General features: G+C 36.8%; 11 protein-coding genes. 10 read left to right on the forward strand and 1 reads right to left on the reverse strand.

The genetic code is table 11. The features are described from left to right. Position 1 precedes the first annotated feature (1 nt). Positions 2-799, reverse strand: coding sequence for a DUF2797 domain-containing protein (locus PFY10_12750; protein ID WBV55104.1), 798 nt, complete (start codon positions 797-799; stop codon positions 2-4). 89 nt (positions 800-888) lie between these two features. Here PFY10_12750 and PFY10_12755 point away from each other — a divergent pair, with 89 nt between their 5' ends. The 10 genes from PFY10_12755 to msrA all read left to right on the forward strand — a co-directional run bounded on the left by PFY10_12755 (position 889) and on the right by msrA (position 16,859). Then, complete coding sequence (locus PFY10_12755; GenBank protein ID WBV55105.1) at positions 889-1,911, forward strand: GDP-mannose 4,6-dehydratase; 1,023 nt, start codon at positions 889-891, stop codon at positions 1,909-1,911. A gap of 143 nt (positions 1,912-2,054) precedes the next feature. Continuing rightward, on the forward strand, positions 2,055-2,276 hold the full coding sequence (locus PFY10_12760; GenBank protein ID WBV55106.1) for a DUF2795 domain-containing protein: 222 nt from the start codon (positions 2,055-2,057) through the stop codon (positions 2,274-2,276). Between the two features lie 117 nt (positions 2,277-2,393). After that, the gene (gene secA, locus PFY10_12765; protein WBV55107.1) at positions 2,394-5,465 is read left to right on the forward strand and encodes a preprotein translocase subunit SecA; all 3,072 of its coding nucleotides are present in this window, start codon (positions 2,394-2,396) and stop codon (positions 5,463-5,465) included. Positions 5,466-5,705: 240 nt separating this feature from the next. Then, positions 5,706-7,901, forward strand: coding sequence for a TonB-dependent receptor (locus PFY10_12770; protein WBV55108.1), 2,196 nt, complete (start codon positions 5,706-5,708; stop codon positions 7,899-7,901). A gap of 330 nt (positions 7,902-8,231) precedes the next feature. Then, positions 8,232-10,388 carry a TonB-dependent siderophore receptor gene (locus PFY10_12775; protein WBV55109.1) on the forward strand — a complete coding sequence of 719 codons (2,157 nt, stop codon included), beginning with the start codon at positions 8,232-8,234 and terminating at the stop codon, positions 10,386-10,388. A 42-nt stretch (positions 10,389-10,430) separates the two neighbouring features. Further along, positions 10,431-11,633 carry a PepSY-associated TM helix domain-containing protein gene (locus tag PFY10_12780; protein WBV55110.1) on the forward strand — a complete coding sequence of 401 codons (1,203 nt, stop codon included), beginning with the start codon at positions 10,431-10,433 and terminating at the stop codon, positions 11,631-11,633. After that, positions 11,633-13,750 carry a TonB-dependent receptor gene (locus PFY10_12785; GenBank protein ID WBV55111.1) on the forward strand — a complete coding sequence of 706 codons (2,118 nt, stop codon included), beginning with the start codon at positions 11,633-11,635 and terminating at the stop codon, positions 13,748-13,750. Before PFY10_12780 ends, PFY10_12785 begins: the two co-directional genes overlap by 1 nt. A gap of 51 nt (positions 13,751-13,801) precedes the next feature. After that, positions 13,802-15,013 (forward strand): PepSY-associated TM helix domain-containing protein, encoded by a 1,212-nt coding sequence (locus PFY10_12790; GenBank protein ID WBV55112.1) that lies wholly within the window; start codon positions 13,802-13,804, stop codon positions 15,011-15,013. Positions 15,014-15,100: 87 nt separating this feature from the next. Then, the gene (locus tag PFY10_12795) at positions 15,101-16,069 is read left to right on the forward strand and encodes an ROK family protein (protein WBV55113.1); all 969 of its coding nucleotides are present in this window, start codon (positions 15,101-15,103) and stop codon (positions 16,067-16,069) included. 235 nt (positions 16,070-16,304) lie between these two features. After that, positions 16,305-16,859 (forward strand): peptide-methionine (S)-S-oxide reductase MsrA, encoded by a 555-nt coding sequence (msrA, locus tag PFY10_12800; protein WBV55114.1) that lies wholly within the window; start codon positions 16,305-16,307, stop codon positions 16,857-16,859. Positions 16,860-16,901: the final 42 nt, after the last annotated feature.

The following is a 16,901-nucleotide window of genomic DNA, read 5'->3' on the forward strand; positions in this document are numbered from 1 at the left end:
ATTAATTTTTTACACTCAACTCTATTACATACCCTTCATGTCCTCTTACATTTATAAAATCTCCTCCCTGGAATCCTAAGTACTGTCCTTTTATCCCGGTTAACTTTCCCGTAAATTCAGGTTTTTTATCCAGCGTAAATGAGCTGACTTTTTCCGGCTTGTCAAAAGGGTAATCAAATTTCCAAAGTTCTTCTCCTTCACTGTAAAATTTCTGAAAGTCATCAGGAAAATACTGTTTTATTTTCTGCTGAAAATCCGCCAGATCCAGCTCTCCTTCAAAATCATCCTGAAGCATTTTCTTCCAGTTGGTTTTATCCGGTAAATGATCTTTTAATGCAACTTCTATCATTCCCGCTTCATAGCGGTTTTCCGTCCTGGCAATAGGTAAAGCAAAAGTTGCGCCCTGATCGATCCATCTTGTTGGGATCTGGGTATTTCGTGTCACTCCTACTTTCACATCTCCTGTATAGGCTAAATATACGGTATGCGGTTGCAGCTGGATTTCTTTTTCTATTTCCAGGTCACGCTCTGCTACTCCCAAATGAGCGGTTGAAAGTTCGGGACGGATAATAGTGTCACTTGCATATGGGCTTTCAAAAAAGCAGCTTTTGCAGAAACCCATTCTGTATATGGGTTTATTTTCTCCACAGTTTACACACTGGAACCCTGTATGTCTTATGGTCAGCTCTTTCCCGAACAATTCATTCATGTGAATAAGGTCCCCGGAAAGATTAAGATAGTACTGAATCGGCTGATCATCATAACTCGTCATTTTTAAAATTTGCCCTTGAAACTGCATATTAACTTTATATTACTTTTTTAAGTAAATTTAATGATTATATTTTCAAGTAGTAAATTTTATATTTTTGTGCTAATAAAAAAACACGAATGAGGTATCTTATAACTGGAGGAAGTGGATTTATCGGTTCTCATTTGATAGAATCCCTGTTGAAAAATGGACATTCTGTCATAAACGTAGACAACTTTGATAATTTTTATAATTATCAGATAAAAATTAAAAATACATTAGAATCTGTAGGTAAAACTTTGGATTTTGATTTTTCAGATAAGGAAAATGATATTAAAAATTTAATTATCACCACTCAGTCAGATAATTACACACTGTATTTCCAGGATATCAGACATAAAAATAAACTTGAAGAAATATTCCGCAATCATAAGATTGACATGGTTATTCACCTTGCTGCACTTGCCGGCGTGCGTCCTTCTATAGAAAAACCTCTTGAATACGAAGAAGTGAATGTAAAAGGAACAATGAATCTTTGGGAGCTGTGTAATGAGTTCAACATTAAAAAGTTTATTTGCGCCTCTTCTTCAAGCGTTTACGGAAACAACACCAAGATTCCTTTTTCAGAAACAGATAACGTAGACAATCCTATTTCCCCTTATGCTGCTACCAAAAAGTGCTGTGAGATCCTCGGACATGTTTACCATCATCTTTATGATATCGATATGATACAACTTCGGTTTTTTACGGTGTACGGTCCCAGACAAAGACCCGATTTGGCGATACATAAGTTTACCCGATTAATTTCTGAAAACCAGGAAATTCCTTATTATGGTGATGGAAATACAGCGAGAGACTATACCTATATCGATGATATTATCGATGGCATTATTAAATCGATCCATTATCTGGAAAAAAACACCAAAGTATACGAGATCATCAACCTGGGAGAAAGTGAAGTCATCTGTTTATCAGACATGCTTTCTGCCATAGAAAAAGCACTTGGTAAAACGGCGTCAAAGAAAATGCTGCCGATGCAACCCGGAGATGTCATAAAAACCAATGCAGATATTACAAAAGCCCGGACATTAATTGGCTACAAACCAGCCACAGACTTCCAAAATGGCATAAAAAAATTTATGGAATGGTTTTTGAGAAAATGACAACAAGTAAGTTGCAGGCATCCTTATATAAAGGGAATAACGCCTGTAGTGAACAAAAGTTAATAAAAAGAATTGAAAATCAGGTATAAAAAAGTTTATTATATAACCTATTTTTATACTTTTGCAAAAAAAATAGAAAAATTATGTACTGGACATTAGAATTAGCTTCGTATTTAAGTGACGCACCTTGGCCAATGACAAAAGCAGAGCTTATTGATTATGCAATCAGAACTGGTGCCCCAATGGAAGTAGTGGAAAACCTTCAGGCTATTGAAGATGAAGGAGAAATTTATGACGCCATTGATGAGATCTGGAGTGACTATCCTACTGATGAGGATTACCTTTGGAATGAAGACGAATATTAAACTGTAAAAGGCTTTAAGCTCTGTGTTTAAAGCTTTTTTAGATATATCATAAGCACCCGCTAAGGTGTAATAATTAAAATGCTCAAGGCTTAAGTTTTGAGCCTAAATCAAAATTTTATGAGTTTTTTAAATAAAGTTCTTAAGGGGTTTTTGGGAGACAAGAAAGCGCAGGACCTAAAAGAAGTAAAAAAAGTTGTAACAAAAATCAAAGCTGTTGAACCTACCATTCAGCAATTGAGTGATGATGGTTTAAGAGAAAAAACTGCTGAGTTTAAAGATAAGATCAAATCAGCAACAAGTACCATTACAGCGCAAATAGAACAAATAAAAGAGCAGATAAAAAACTCAACGAATGTTGATGAAAAAGAAGCTCTTTTCTCAAAAATTGAATCTCTTAAAAAAGAATCATACGAAATTGAAGAAAAAGTTCTTAGCCAGATTCTTCCTGAAGCTTTTGCATTGATAAAAGAGACAGCAAGAAGATGGGCAGAGAACGGAGAGATCCGCGTAACAGCAACTGCGACAGACAGAGAACTTGCAGCAACTAAAGATTTCGTAGAAATTCAAGGAGATACAGCCGTTTGGAAAAACTCTTGGGATGCAGCCGGAACTCCTGTAGTTTGGGATATGGTCCATTATGATGTTCAGTTTATCGGAGGGGTTATTCTTCACAGCGGTAAAATTGCCGAGATGGCAACCGGTGAAGGTAAAACCCTGGTAGGAACATTACCTATTTATTTAAATGCTCTTCCGGAAAGAGGAGTTCACGTAGTTACCGTAAACGACTACCTTGCTAAAAGGGACTCCGCATGGATGGGACCTCTTTATCAGTTCCATGGAATGTCCATCGACTGTATCGATAACCACCAGCCGAATTCAGACGGAAGAAGAAAAGCCTATAACTCGGATATCACTTACGGAACCAATAACGAATTCGGTTTTGATTACCTGAGAGATAACATGGTGACTTCACCTTCAGAACTGGTACAAAGAGAATTGAACTTTGCCATCGTGGATGAGGTAGATTCTGTATTGGTAGATGACGCAAGAACACCTTTGATTATTTCAGGTCCTGTACCTCAGGGAGACAGACAGGAATTTGATGTATTAAAACCTTCTATCGACAGAATTGTAGAGGTACAGAAAAAAACTGTTTCAACAATTTTCAATGAAGCAAAAAAATTAATTGCTGCAGGAAATACGAAAGAAGGAGGTTTTAAATTGCTTCAGGCCTACAGAGGTCTTCCGAAAAACAGACAATTGATTAAATTTTTATCGGAAAGCGGTAACCGTGCGTTGCTTCAAAAAGTTGAGGGGCAATACATGCAGGATAACAACCGTGATATGCCGATCGTAGATAAAGATCTGTATTTTGTAATTGAAGAAAAAAACAATCAGGTAGATCTTACAGATAAAGGGGTAGAGTATATGTCACAAGGAAACTCAGATCCTAACTTCTTTGTTCTTCCTGATATCGGAACTGAAATTGCAGAACTGGAGGCTAAAAATTTATCTAAAGAAGAAGAATTTGAGGCTAAAGAAAAATTATTCTCTGATTTCGCTGAAAAATCCGAGCGTGTTCACACGATGAGCCAATTATTAAAAGCATATACATTGTTCGAAAAAGATGATGAATATGTAGTAATTGATGGTGAAGTTAAAATCGTTGATGAGCAAACAGGACGTATCATGGAAGGACGTCGTTATTCAGATGGTCTTCACCAGGCAATCGAAGCGAAAGAAAATGTAAAAATTGAGGCTGCTACCCAAACTTTTGCGACGATAACGCTTCAGAACTATTTCCGTATGTACAATAAGCTTGCGGGGATGACCGGTACAGCAGAAACGGAAGCGGGTGAGCTTTGGGAAATCTACAAATTAGATGTTGTGGTTATCCCTACCAACCGTCCTATCTTAAGACATGACAGACAGGATCTGGTATATAAAACCAACAGAGAAAAATACAACGCAGTTATTGAAGAAGTTGAAAGCTTAACAGCAGCAGGAAGACCTGTTCTGGTTGGTACAACTTCTGTTGAAATATCTCAATTACTATCCAAAGCACTTCAGCTAAGAAAAATCCCACACCAGGTATTGAACGCAAAACTTCACAAGAAGGAAGCGGAAATTGTAGCTGGAGCAGGACAGCCGGGAGTGGTGACCATTGCAACCAACATGGCAGGTCGTGGTACGGATATCAAACTTTCCAAAGAAGTAAAAGAAGCGGGAGGTTTAGCAATTATCGGTACAGAAAGACACGATTCAAGACGTGTTGACAGACAGCTAAGAGGTAGAGCAGGACGTCAGGGTGACCCTGGTAGCTCCCAGTTCTATGTATCTCTTGAAGATAATCTGATGCGTTTGTTCGGATCTGAAAGAATTGCCAAGATGATGGACAGAATGGGTCATAAGGAAGGAGAAGTAATTCAGCATTCTATGATCAGCAAGTCTATTGAAAGAGCTCAGAAAAAAGTAGAGGAAAATAACTTCGGAATCAGAAAGAGACTTCTTGAGTATGATGATGTAATGAATAAGCAGCGTGACGTAATCTATAAAAGAAGAAAGAACGCATTATTCGGAGATCACCTGAAGTATGACATTACCAATATGATATTTGACGTTGCAAATTCTATTGCAGCCAAAGGTAAAGCTAATGGCAGTTTCAAAGATTTTGAATTTGAAGTCATCAAACATTTCACAATGGGTTCTCCTGTTTCTGAAAGTGATTTCGGTAACAAATCTGTTCAGGATCTTACGAATATCCTTTTCAAAGCAGCACAGGAAGATTATCAGATGAAGTTGAATCTGTTGAAGGAGAAATCATTCCCTATCATTGAAAATGTATACCAAAATCAGGGTTCAATGTTCAAAATGATTCAGGTTCCTTTCTCGGATGGACATAAGACGCTTACAATTGTTACGGATCTTAAAGATGCCTTTGAAAGCCAGTGCGATACGCTGATCAACGATTTCGAGAAAAATATTACGTTATCAATCATCGATGAAAACTGGAAACTTCACTTACGTGAAATGGATGACTTAAGAAGATCTTCACAAGGAGCTGTTTATGAACAAAAAGATCCGCTTGTAATTTATAAACAAGAATCTTTCCACCTGTTCAGTGAAATGGTAGACAAAATGAATAAAGAAATTATTTCTTTCTTGTACAAAGGAGAAATCCCAGCATAAGAAATAATTAATACATACGAAAAACCGCAACAAGTAAATTTGTTGCGGTTTTTTTTGCCCAAAATAAATAATCCATACAATTAAAAGCTTTTATCTGGGAAAAACATCGTCCCATCCGAACTAAAAAGTTATAAAAAGGCTTTTTTATTATCCTCTCAATAAGACTTACGTGATAAATATCAACATTATGATTTATTTAGAATAATTAAAAACAATATATTTGCAAAAAAAATTGCTTTCATGAAAAATGTACTGATTGGTGTTTCAATGCTGGGCTCAATGTTAACTTTTGCACAAAAAAAAGACACGGCAGATACCAAAACCAAAAGTATTGATGAAGTCATCATTAGTACTTATATCAAAAAAGACAGTGACTATTCTAATAAAATGCCGTTAAAAGCTATAGAAGATCCACAGGTATATTCTTCAATTGATAAAGGTGTTCTGGAAAATCAATTATTATTTACCGTGGATGACGCATTCAGAAATGTCGCAGGTGCCCAAAAAATGTGGAGTGCTACCAACAGAGCCGGTGATGGCGGAATCTATCTTAACTTAAGGGGTTTTGTAGCCGGAAACTCTATCAGAAATGGAATGGTCGCTCCGATCACCACATCTATGGATGCTATTAATGTAGAAAGAATAGAGGTATTAAAAGGACCTTCTGCTACCCTCTTCGGGAGTAATGTAACTTCATATGGGGGAGTAGTAAACAGAATTACAAAAAAGCCTTTTGAAGAATTTGCAGGAGCAGTTTCTCTGGCTGGCGGAAGTTATAACTACTACCGGGTACAAGCCGATGTAAATACACCACTTACCAACGATAAAAAACTGCTATTCAGATTAAATACAGCTTATACCAATCAGGGAACTTTTCAAAGACCAAATGCAAAAAACTCCTTTTATGCATTTACTCCTTCCCTTACCTATCGCCCGACAGACAAACTAGAGATCAATGCAGAATTGGAAATGTTTGAGACTAATGCGTATCCTGAAACCGCTTTCTTTTTTTATTTTCCAAGTTCACAACTGGGAGCTGACAGCATGGATAAAATGGAAAAGCTAGGATATGATTACAAGCAAACATACACAGGGAATGATCTTAAAACAACAGCAAAAGCCAGAAATTTTTTCGGGCAGGTAAATTATAAGATCAATGATTTTATCAAATCCTCTACCAATGTAAGTACTTCCTATTCTTATTCTGACGGGTTCAATCCTTATTTCTACTTTGCTCCCAACCCCAATAATGGTTCAGAAATAGGAATTACTAGAGCCGATCAGTCTACCAAAGACAGTAAAAGAACATATTTCCAACTTCAGCAGAATTTCAATGCTGATTTTAAAATCGGAAGCGTAAGAAACAGAACCGTAGCCGGTTTTGATTATATGAGGATAAATGATAACCAATTCTTTATGTTCACAAATTTTGATTGGGTCCCATTTGGAGGAAATTATTCCAACATGAATGGTCAAACACTGAGCGAAATATATGCAAACCTTCAAAGTACGCAAGATTTTGAAAAAAACAATACCTATAAAAGTGCCGGTAAAAAAGATATCTACAGCGGCTATATTTCTAATGTAATTACTCCATTGCCCGGGTTAAACATCTTAACTTCATTAAGATATGAAAGTGTTGCTTATAAAGGTGGTATTATAGGACCAAACATTGCTTCTTCCTACAATCAGGGAGCATGGTCTCCAAAATTCGGAGTTGTCTATCAGATACTTCCGGACAAGTTCTCCGTTTTTGGAAACTATCAAAATAGTTTTTCAAGTAATGGTTATTATACCTCAGATAAAGCAGGAAACATCAACCTAGCTACTCCTGAAAGAGCCAATCAATTTGAAGGAGGAATCAAAACGAATCTTATAAAAGGAAGAGTTACTACTACTTTAAGTTATTATAATATCAAAGTAAAGAACACCCTTCTTAATACAGGTGAAATGACAGGAACCGGGCAGGCTGTACAAAACCAGGCCGGATCATTAACAAGTCAGGGTGTCGAATTAGAAGCCAATGCTTACCTGATCAAAGGTTTCTCTGTAATCGCCGGAGTAAGCTACAATGATATGAAATACACTGAAGCAGACAATACGGTCATAGGAAGAAGGCCGTCAACGGCATCATCTCCATGGTTGGTTAATTTTAATGCAAGCTATCAGTTCTTAGATGGAGGTTTAAAAGGACTGGGCTTTGGTGTAGGAGGTAATTACGCGAGTGATAATAAAATCGTAAACTCTACTACTATGGGAACATTTATACTTCCGAAATATCTGGTATTAAATGCCAATGCATTTTACGATACCAAGAAATTCAGAATAGGAGTTAAGGTAGACAATTTTACAAATGAGCATTACTGGAATGGATATACGACTGCAAACGCCCAGCCTTTAGCAAATATCCTGGGAAGTATTACTTACAAATTTTAATATCCCTTTTACCTCTAAATAAGAAATTTCTTCTATTTAATTATAATAAGCACCACAATAAAAGTCATTTCATTTAGTATGGCTTTTATTATTCTTTAAATAACATTTTTATGATAAATATCAATACTCTAATTTATTTAGAATAATTAAAAACAATATATTTGCAAAAATTTTTAGTTAACAAATTATAATCTACAGTTAGATCATAATCAATCAAGGCGCTGAAATATTCAAGCCGGCATGTTCAAAAAGAACAACGGTGTTACTATCAATCGTCTGACTTATAAATTTTAACAAAATAATTCAACACACATAAGGATCTTATAAACAATGAAAAGAGTAATAATAGGAGCTGCTTTATTATCAACTGTGATGGTATTTGCTCAGGAAAAAAAAGATACGATTAAATCAAACGATATTGAAGAGGTTGTAGTAAGCGGTAAGTACTATAAAAAATATGTAGAAAAAGAAGGTTCTTCTTCAATGCGTTTAGATGAAGCGCTTATCAAAATTCCTCAAAACATTTCTATTATTACGAACAGGGCTTTAGAAGATCAGCAGGTAACCACATTAAGCGATGGTGTATTACGAAATGTTGCCGGAGCACAAAGGTTAGAACACTGGGGAGATATGTATACCAGAGTTAACATGAGGGGTTCAAGAGCAGCTGCCTTTATGAATGGGGTAAATGTCACTTCAAACTGGGGACCTCTGAGTGAGGACATGAGCTTTGTAGATCATATTGAGTTCATCAAAGGCCCTTCCGGTTTTCTGATGTCAAATGGTGAACCAAGCGGTATTTATAATATCGTTACCAAAAAGCCTACCGGACAATCATTGAACGGAAGTGCCAGAGTAACGCTTGGAAGCTTTAATATGTACAGAGGAGAGACTGATATTGATACAAAAATTACAGATAAAGTAGCATTCCGATTGAATTTAATGGCTCAGAATAAAAAGAGCTTCAGAGACTATGAATTTAATGACAGGTACATTATCAATCCCTCATTAAAAGTAAACCTCACTGATAAAACAACTTTAACGGCAGAATACATTTATCAACGAGCTAAAATGTCTGAAGTTGGTTCCGCTTATGTATATAGTTTTGAAGGATATGGTACAAAACCAGTGGAATTTACAGTAACCGACCCTGGAATAGATCCTACTAAAATTACTAACAATACTGTAAACTTAAATTTACAACATAAATTTAACGAAAACTGGAAATTAACTACACAGTTAACTTATGTAAATGAGTATACTATGGGTAGTGATATCTGGCCAGGTAAATTTATATCTGACACTCAATTTATCAGAACACTCAATTTTTGGGAGGCAAGTAATGTAATGAAATTTGGACAGGCGTTTCTAAATGGTTATGTAAAAACCGGTCCTGTATCTCATAAAATTTTAGCAGGACTAGATTTGGGATCTAAAAAATATCTTGCTGATTGGTCAAGAAGTGGAGCATTAGATACAGAACAAAAACCATTTGATCTTAATTCTTCTACATACACACCACCTACCTCGTATCCTCATTTCGATAACCAAGGAAAATCTCTATTAGAAAGAGCCACACCATATGGAACAATTGAACAGGAGTATACAGGTGTTTATTTACAAGATGAATTAGGGTTCTTAGATGATGCTTTGAGATTAACTTTAGCAGCACGCTATACTAATGTTAAAGAAAATAGTTATGGAACAAAAACTGAAGCAAATAGGATTACTCCTCGCATTGGTTTGAGTTATTCCATAGATGCAAATACTTCAGCATATGCTCTATATGACCAAGCTTTTTCACCTCAGTCAGGATTATTCAGAGACGGAACTACAGCAAAACCAATCACTGGAAACAGTACAGAGATTGGATTCAAACGGGACTGGTTTGCCGGAAAATGGAATACAACTCTATCTTTATATAATATTAATAAAAATAATGCAATAGGAGGTGATCCTACTGATCCAACAGGAATTTTCTCAATCTTTCTTGGTAAAACGAGAGTACAAGGAGTAGAGTTTGATCTTAAAGGGGAAATTGTAAGAGGATTCAATGCAATATTTAATTATGCATTCACAGAAAATAAATTTACAGAAACAACACCATTAAGTAATAAGGGTGATAAAGTTCCTGGGTTTGCAAAACATACTGTAAATGGCTGGCTAAATTATACTTTTACACAAGGTGATTTAGAAGGTTTTGGGCTAAGCTTCGGAGGAACATTTCTGGGAGGAAGAAGTACATGGAATTGGGGAAGTACTAACGCTCCATTACAAATGAATGACTATCTTAAATTTGATGCAGGATTGTCTTGGGAAAATACAAAATTCAGAGTTGGTTTGAATGTATTTAATGTTTTCAACAGATATCTATATAGCGGAAGCAGCATTAACTTTACGATGGTAGATAATACTCAACGAGGAGGTTATTATTATCAAGCTGAAGCTCCGAGAAATTTCAGACTCTCAATAGGGTATAAATTTTAAATAAATAAAGGTTAATCGGTTTTTTCCGGTTAACTTTTTTCTATGCGTAAAAAACATCATCATAAGAAGAAACCATCCACTACAAAAAAGTGGTCTGCCCAGCTGCATTTGTGGTTCGGCTTATCTGTGGGTTTGATCGTATTCATTGTTTCCCTTTCCGGAACTTTATATGTTTTTAAGGATGAAATCCAGAATATAATCCGAAAAGATGCTATAGAACTCAAAAGAGAAACCATTCGGGAACAACCTTTACCAATTAGCCTTCTCCGTGAAAAAGTAACATTGGAACTTAACGAAAAATATCCTTTGAGTTCTGTTGAAATCCCAATGGATAAAGGAAAATCTTATGGTTTTTTATATTATAAAAAAGGGAAAAAGGGATGGAATTATTTTCAGGAAGTATTGATCAATAAGCAGGTTTTTGTTAATCAGTATACCGGTGAAATCCTGGCTGTTTATGATGAAAAATATGATGTCTTTACCATTTTAAAATATATTCACTGGAGTCTTCTTCTGAAATCGGATTGGGGAAAATATGTGGTGGGAATTCCGGTGGTTCTTTTTATTGTAATGCTGATCACAGGAATTGTATTATGGTGGCCTCAAAATAAAAAAGCAAGAAAAGGGCGCTTCTGGTTTAACTGGAAAAATGTAAAAACCTGGAAACGGAAAAACTATGACCTCCACAATGTTCTGGGGTTTTATTCCTCGTTTATTGCTTTACTTATGGCGATTACCGGTATTTACTTTACCTACCCTTACGTTAAAAATGCCTTCAATTTCACTTTATCCGGATCATTTGAACTTCCAAAAGAAAAGCAACCCAAGTCTCCGGATTCGCTACTGGCAAAAAACAATAGAGTTTTTGATCTGGCAGCCGATGAAACGAGAAAAATATATGCGTCTTCTTCAAGTTTCAGAATTCCTCTGAACGGAAAGAATAAAAAAGGAAAAGAACTGAAGAACATTCCGGTAACCATTTATCAGCAGGACGGAAGGTACAGCGAAAGAAATGTTCTCATATTCGATAAGTACTCCGGAAAACTATTGGCAAACCGACCTCATCAGAATTTATCTGCTGCAGAGAAATATTCCAATGCCAACTATGACATCCATACAGGTTCTTATTTCGGCCTGGCGGGAAAGATCATTTGGTTTATTGCAGGGCTTATCTGCACATCTTTACCTGTTACCGGATTTATGGTATGGTGGGGAAAAAGAAAGAAACAAGGGAAAAAAATATAATGAAAAAAGCTTTTTTATCAGTAGCATGCCTGGGAACAGTGACTGCTTTTGCACAAGTTAAAGATACACTACAAACCAGGAATGTTGAAGAAGTTGTACTTACGGCTTCAAGAAAAAAAGAAAATATCAAGGAAGTTCCTAGCTCTATTACCATTGTCGGGGAAAAGCAGGTACAATCTCAATTGACGGTTAATTCGGATATTACCAGTATCCTTCAATATACTGTTCCAAGTTTGGGACCAAGTTCGGGACAAACTTCCAATTCAGGACAAACCCTCCGAGGCCGCCAGGTATTGGTACTTATTGACGGGGTTCCACAGTCCACTCCACTTAGAAACGGAGCAAGGGATATAAGATCTATTGATCCGTCGGTTATTGAAAGGATCGAGGTTATTAAAGGTGCTTCGTCCATATATGGAAACGGAGCGGACGGAGGTATCATTAATTATATTACCAAAAGAAGCAGAGCGGATCAAAAGATTTCAGGTCTTTCACAGATCGGAATTACAGGTCAGCCTTATGGCGGGACATTAGGATTCAGGGCAAGCCAGCTTTTATCCGGAAAGATCACAGACAAATTTGATTATGTAGCTTCATTGGCTTACGAAAGAACGGGATACCTGAAGGATGCTGACGGTGTAAACCTCAGCCCTACCTACAGTACGGCAAAAATGGACAATTACAACGGAATGCTGAAACTGGGATATAACCTTACCCCTAATCAAAGAATTGAGGCTTCATATTTAGGATATGCTTCGAAATCAGATCTGGATTTAGGATTAAAAACCGGAAAATACGGAGTTACTCCAACAATCGGTGAAGGAAGGGGGAAAAATCTTGAAACTACTCCACAGGGAACACCAAGAAACCATAACTATAAATTAAGCTACGATAATAAAAACCTGTTTGAAGGGACATCATTGAATGTAAACCTTTATTATCAGGACTTCAGAACAGTGTATGGATACAGTGATACATTCCTGAACGGAGGGCAGTCCAACGTTATTTCCAAGAAAAAAGGTGCCCGTATTAATCTTGATACTCAATTGTGGAATACGAAAAACTCCCAGGCAGAAGTTATTTACGGAGTCGATATACTTAATGATCAAACCGTACAGAAGCTTGAAGATGGCCGTTACTGGACTCCGGACATGGACATGACCAACATTGCTCCTTTTGCACTTATTAAAATTGATCTTTTAAAAAAGCTTACCATTAAAGGAGGTGTCCGTTATGAGAATATAAAAGTTAAGGTAGGTGATTTCAATACTCTCTCATCCATTAAAAACGACGGCACATTCACAAAAAGTATTTTTGTTACCGGCGGAGACTTAAAGTACAACGCCTTTGTAGGAAACATTGGGGTGCGTTATAATATTGAAGATTATATCAATTTATTCGGAAGCTTTTCACAAGCCTATTCGATTAATGAACTGGGCAGGATCCTCAGGACATCTACGGAAGGAACTATACAAAACCTCGAAACCAAACCTATTATTGTTAACAATTATGAATTGGGAGCCACAGGTCAGATTTCCAAATGGATCAATTACGAAATTACATCTTATGTAAGTACTTCAAAATTAGGAGCTTCATTTGTTCAGAGCCCGGACCGTGCTTTAACCATTCAAAGGTCTCCCGAAGTAGTATATGGAGTAGAAGGATTTTTACATTTCACGCCTACCCGATGGATTAATTTCGGTGGAAGCTACAGCTGGATGGAAGGCATTACTTCTATAAAAAATGACGGGGATTATTCTGCAAAAATCAACAACAGCAGAATTTCTGCTCCGAAGGTCCTGGCTTATGTTCAGGTAAGGCCTGTGAAGGCACTATCTTTAGGACTTGATATGCTTCATGCCTTTAAACAGGACAGGTTCGAGCCTAATACAAAAACAGGATTATATGCTTACGGTGAAGGTCGGGTTCCGGATTACACTGTTTTCAATTTTAAGTCCAGCTATGAAGTCAATAATAACTGGAAAGTTTCTTTAGGAATAGAAAACCTTTTCAATAAACTCTACCAACCTTCTATCGCATGGTGGTCTGCAAGAGATAGTGACTTCATCAATTCTTTAGGGATGAGAGGAACTTTCATGATCGAATATAAATTTTAATTAATCTAAATAAAAGTTAAGTGTTATCTTTGCACGACTTTCTGTTACGATATGAAGAAGAAACATCACCATAAAAAAAAGCCCGGATTTTTTAAAAAGTGGTCTGCTAAACTGCATTTGTGGTTTGGACTGGGAATCGGCTTTTTAATTTTCATTATTTCCATCACCGGAGCATTATATGTTTTTAAGGATGAGATTGAAAACGTTACCCGAAAAGATGTTATCTATCATAACGAGCAAAATATAGATCAAAAACAGATCATGCCGATCAGGGTGCTGGAAAAATCAGTTACCGAACAGGTAAAAGAGAAATATCCTGTTCACTGGGTTAACATTCCTGTTGATAAGAAGATGTCATACATTTTCTATTGGTACGAACACAACACCGATGCCTGGAATTACTTTGACGAATATCCTGTCTATAAAGCGGCTTACGTAAATCCTTACACAGGAAAAGTTTTAAGAACGTATGACGAAAAAAACGGATTCTTCCAGATCGTAAAAATGATCCACTGGAGCTTTTTATTGAAACAGGACTGGGGAAAATACCTTGTTGGGATTCCCGTTATTATATTCGTCATCATGCTGATTACGGGGATCGTATTGTGGTGGCCTAAAAATAAAGCGGCGAGGAAACAACGTTTTTCTTTCAAATGGAAAAATATCAAAAGCTGGAAGAGAAAGAACTATGATCTTCACAATGTACTAGGTTTTTACGCCTCCGTTTTCGCTTTAATATTCTCTATTACCGGTTTATTTTATGCCTTCTTTTTTGTTCAGGCAGCAATCTATGTGATCTTTTCAGGAGGAAGTACCGTTTATCCTGATTTTTCCCATATCAAGACAAAGGCCCCGATAGAGCAGAGAACAGAAACCACACTCGATAAAATAAGCAATACTGTTAAAGAGAAATATCCGGATTCCTTTGGTTTTTCTATAGATCTCGGGCACGAACATATGGATGATCACGAGCATCCTAATTTTGAAGTATACGTAAAGCACCTATCCTATTCTTATCATAAAAGCAGCAGCTTAATTTTTGATGAAAACTCAGGTGAACTTCTTCACACTCACGATCCTAAAGACAAAAATTTCGGAGAAAAAGTAGTGGGAGCAAATTATGATATCCACGTCGGATCCATATTGGGGCTTCCTACAAAAATCATTGCCTTTGTTGTAAGTCTCATATGTGCCTCATTACCAGTGACTGGCTTCCTCGTATGGTGGGGAAGAAGAAAAAAGAAAACACCCAAAACGGCCTGAAAACTTTTTTTAATAAATTCTTCGTTAATAATCCATTAATACAATCTTTTTTATAATTTTAACCCTTTAGAATTATTAGAATAGAAAATGTCATTAATAGATTTATCAAAACATGTTGCCATAGGAATTGATATTGGTGGTACCAATACAAAGTTTGGAGTGGTAAACCACAGAGGAGAGGTCCTTGAAAAAGGGCATCTGAGAACGGATGAATATGAAAAGGTTGAAGATTTTATCGAAGCCCTGCATGAAAAGGTTCACCCTCTGATTGAAAAGTACGGCAATGAAAAAAATTTCGATGGCATTGGTGTAGGTGCTCCTAACGGGAACTATTACACCGGAACCATAGAGCAGGCTCCCAATCTTCCCTGGAAGGGAGTTGTTCCTTTTGCTGAATTAATGACAGCCAAATTCAATCTGCCTTGTACCATTACCAATGATGCTAATGCTGCAGCTTATGGTGAAATGCTTTTCGGAGCAGCAAGAGGAATGAAAGATTTTATCATGATCACTTTAGGGACAGGCGTAGGAAGCGGTATCGTGGCCAGTGGAAAGCTGATCTACGGACATGATGGTTTTGCCGGTGAACTCGGACATACCATTGTGAAACCGGGAGGAAGAAAGCATTGGAGTACCGGTTCTGAAGGAAGTCTTGAGGCGTATGCCTCCGCCACAGGAATTGCAATCACTGCTAAAAAAATGAGGGCTGAATTTCCTGAATCCCTGTTGAACCAGTATCCTGAAGAGGCGATCAATTCTAAAACGGTTCATGAATGTGCATTAAAAGGAGATCCTATTGCTATCGAAGTATTCAGATACACGGGACAGAAATTAGGGGAGGCATTGGCTAATTTTGTTATGTTCTCATCTCCTGAGGCGATTCTTTTATTTGGTGGAGTTATTAAAGCCGGAGATTTTATCCTGAAACCTGCAAAACTTCATATGGAAAGAAACCTTCTTTCGATTTTCAGAAATAAAGTTAAATTGGTTTTCAGCGAACTTGATGAAGCGGATGCTGCTATTTTGGGGGCAAGTGCCTTGGTTTGGGAAAAATAATCTGACGCTATTTAAAGATATAATCAAGCATCCTTTAAGGGTGCTTTTTATTTTGTCCTATATTATCCGGAATATTTGATTTTCGGCTCGCTGCAAATCACGAGCAATATGTACAAATTCTCATGACAGTTCCCGTAAAAAATGAAAAAGTTTTTCATATTTTTGATTAGCTTTTTGATATCCTTTATAGTATAGGATAGATAAAGAAACCGGTAATTCAAACAATCAACCTACAATGGATAACAATAATTTAGAACAGATTACTTTCGGCGGTGGATGCTTCTGGTGTGTAGAAAGCTGTTTCAACATGCTAAAGGGTGTAAAATCTGCAATTTCAGGCTATTCAGGAGGACATAAAGAGAATCCGACCTACGAAGAAGTATGTACAGGAAATACAGGTCATGCAGAAGTAGTACAGATCACTTATGATCCTAAGATCATTTCATACGAACAATTGATGGATGTATTCTTTTTCCTTCATGATCCTACACAGCTTAACAGGCAGGGAAATGACATCGGAACACAATACCGTTCTGTTATTTACTATAAAGATGATGCGGAAAAGCAAAAAGCAGAAGAAGCCATCAGGGTATCTGAAGCATCAGGGAGATGGTCCGGAGAATATGTTACCGAATTAACGAAATTCGATAAGTTCTGGCCTGCTGAGCAATACCACCAGGGGTATTACAATGAAAATCCTACACAACCTTATTGCAGTGCTGTGGTAGGCCCTAAAATTCAAAAATTCAAAAAACATTTCGGAGAACTGAACATGTTGAATGCTGAATAAAAAAATAAAGCGAAGAGAATAATCTCTTCGCTTTTCTTTGCA

Source organism: Chryseobacterium daecheongense (assembly GCA_027920525.1).
Classification (GTDB): Bacteria; Bacteroidota; Bacteroidia; order Flavobacteriales; family Weeksellaceae; genus Chryseobacterium; species Chryseobacterium proteolyticum.

Bases quoted from the DNA above. Each gene is read 5' to 3' on its own strand.
- PFY10_12750 (WBV55104.1), bottom strand. From the start codon at position 799: ATGCAGTTTCAAGGGCAAATTTTAAAAATGACGAGTTATGATGATCAG.
- PFY10_12755 (WBV55105.1), top strand. From the start codon at position 889: ATGAGGTATCTTATAACTGGAGGAAGTGGATTTATCGGTTCTCATTTG.
- PFY10_12760 (WBV55106.1), top strand. From the start codon at position 2,055: ATGTACTGGACATTAGAATTAGCTTCGTATTTAAGTGACGCACCTTGG.
- secA (WBV55107.1), top strand. From the start codon at position 2,394: ATGAGTTTTTTAAATAAAGTTCTTAAGGGGTTTTTGGGAGACAAGAAA.
- PFY10_12770 (WBV55108.1), top strand. From the start codon at position 5,706: ATGAAAAATGTACTGATTGGTGTTTCAATGCTGGGCTCAATGTTAACT.
- PFY10_12775 (WBV55109.1), top strand. From the start codon at position 8,232: ATGAAAAGAGTAATAATAGGAGCTGCTTTATTATCAACTGTGATGGTA.
- PFY10_12780 (WBV55110.1), top strand. From the start codon at position 10,431: ATGCGTAAAAAACATCATCATAAGAAGAAACCATCCACTACAAAAAAG.
- PFY10_12785 (WBV55111.1), top strand. From the start codon at position 11,633: ATGAAAAAAGCTTTTTTATCAGTAGCATGCCTGGGAACAGTGACTGCT.
- PFY10_12790 (WBV55112.1), top strand. From the start codon at position 13,802: ATGAAGAAGAAACATCACCATAAAAAAAAGCCCGGATTTTTTAAAAAG.
- PFY10_12795 (WBV55113.1), top strand. From the start codon at position 15,101: ATGTCATTAATAGATTTATCAAAACATGTTGCCATAGGAATTGATATT.
- msrA (WBV55114.1), top strand. From the start codon at position 16,305: ATGGATAACAATAATTTAGAACAGATTACTTTCGGCGGTGGATGCTTC.